At 37.9% G+C, this 340-nt stretch carries 1 pseudogene; it reads right to left on the bottom strand.

The features are described from left to right. Nucleotides 1-15: 15 nt before the first annotated feature. Nucleotides 16-340, bottom strand: a pseudogene (locus CWB66_RS21935) (HAD hydrolase-like protein); the annotation flags it as partial.

Here is a 340-nt window from a genome sequence, read left to right as displayed (position 1 = left end):
TTTATTAGCGCTTACTTATTTAAGTAGAGCGTCATATTCATGTAAATCTTTCACAACGTGGTCAGGTTTTTTAGCTAATAGATAAAGGGCTTTGCCAGGGCGTTCTATTAACGTGGTTTTTAAGCCAGCTTCTTATGCACCAGCAACATCACAGCCGTGCGCTGCTATCATCATTGCTTCAATGGGTGGTACATTTAGCTTTTTAAGTACCCACTGATAAGCACGTAAGTCTGGTTTATAAATTTTAATATCTTCAATCCTGTAACGTGCGTCAAAGTACGACATTAAACCAGCACTTTCAAACTGTGCCTTAACACCTTTGTTTGAAGAATTTGTAAGA

The sequence above is a fragment of the Pseudoalteromonas sp. S558 genome (assembly GCF_005886635.1).
GTDB lineage: Bacteria > Pseudomonadota > Gammaproteobacteria > Enterobacterales > Alteromonadaceae > Pseudoalteromonas > Pseudoalteromonas aliena.
This window is presented reverse-complemented; position numbering and strand designations above follow the sequence as displayed.